This window comes from Chloroflexota bacterium, assembly GCA_015478725.1.
GTDB lineage: Bacteria > Chloroflexota > Limnocylindria > Limnocylindrales > CSP1-4 > C-114.
In genome coordinates, this window is the sequence record JADMIG010000102.1 from 1 (window position 1) to 1569 (window position 1569).

The 1569-nt window shown below is 58.9% G+C and carries 1 protein-coding gene; it reads left to right on the forward strand.

All coding sequences use genetic code 11. From position 1 onward, the window contains the following. Nucleotides 1-100 precede the first annotated feature (100 nt). Nucleotides 101-1558, forward strand: coding sequence for an ISKra4 family transposase (locus IVW53_15940; GenBank protein ID MBF6607054.1), 1458 nt, complete (start codon nt 101-103; stop codon nt 1556-1558). Nucleotides 1559-1569 lie beyond the last annotated feature (11 nt).

The window sequence follows — 1569 nt, forward strand, 5'->3', positions numbered from 1 at the left end:
GGGTGTATGAATTAGTTGTTAGGAAAGGGTAGGCAAGAAAGAGAAAAAGGAGTATCCTCATCTGGAAACATCAAGGTAGTCCAGAAAGGAGACTCTACAGATGAAAACGGACGAAACCGTGAAAGTGAAGCTGATGCAAGGGGCAGAAGCAGAGATAGGCCAGATGATAGAACGGATGCAGAGTGTGGAAGAGGGAGATTTGATGGGGGTGGAAGAAGAAGTCCTCAAGATGGTCTTTCGCTTGGGCAGAACGGTTCTGCAAGAACTGGTCAGCGGGCAAACGGCCCAGGCGTTGCCGACGAAACGGCGCGTGGGGAAGTGCGGACATGAGCAACGGTTGATGGGAGAGCGTCCCAAACAACTCCTCACGCTGTTTGGGAAAGTGACGGTGCGACGGGCGTATTACCGCTGTCAGCGAGAGGAGCAGGAGTCCGAAGAACGGCTTGGGTGTTCGCATGGAGAGGCTCCGGCGGACGCCGTATGGGGCATCGAGGAGCAGCGCACCAGTGCCGGAGTGCAGAGGCTGCTGGGGTACTTGTGTGCTTCCTTGACGCTGGAGGAAGCGGCGGAGACCTTCAGTCGGCTGTTTCCGTTGCAGATGTCGGCACGGCAAGCTCTCACGGTGATTCAGCCGGTGGGGCAGGCCCTTCTCCAACAAGAGGAACGTGAGGTTGAGGACCATTGGCAGGAAGCAGCAGAAGCGTGCAGTCGTGAGCCCAGTTCGCCGGAGACGACGCCACCGTCGATCGAGCGGCTGTATGTGGAGACCGATGGGGTCCTGGCGCGAGTCCGCCGGGGGAGTGTGCCGATGGAAAAGGAAGAAGAGCAGCGCAAAGGGGATGTCTATCGCGAAATCAAGGTGGGAGCGGTGTTTGTGGCAGCACGCGGGCAACACCGCTCCGAACTGGCTCCCGGGGTGTTCGTGGATACCGCTGAGACCCAAGCCTATGTCGCCCGTCGTTGTTGTGCCGAAGCGTTTGGCCCCTTGCTCTACCAGCGGGCGTGTGAGCACGGATTGGCGGTTGCCACTCAAGTGGTCGTTCTCGGAGATGGGGCTCCCTGGATTTGGAACCAAGCCGAGCAGCACTTTCCCAGAGCCGTGCAAATCGTTGATCTCTTTCATGCCAAACAACATGTCTGGGAGGTCGCTCATGCCGTCTTCGGACGAGCCTCGCCCCAGGCTGCGGCTTGGGCGCAGCCCGCCTGCCAGCATCTGGAGCAAGGACGCCTTTGCGATCTCCTGGCAGCCATCACGGCTCTTCCACCCATTCCCCCGCCTCCTGGACACACCCGCAGCATTCCAGAGCAAGCCCTTGGCTATTTCACCACCAATGCCGCCCGCATGGACTATCCGACTTTCCGCGCTCAAGGAATGCACATTGGCAGTGGCATTGCCGAAGCCGCTTGCAAGACGGTGGTCGCCACACGGGCTAAGCGGTGCGGCATGCGTTGGACTCCAGGCGGCCTCGCCGCCATTTTAGCCCTGCGCATTGCCGTCTTGAATGGCTCCTATGACGCCTTTTGGCTTCATCGCCATCACTTTATCCTGAACAACTAATTCATACACCC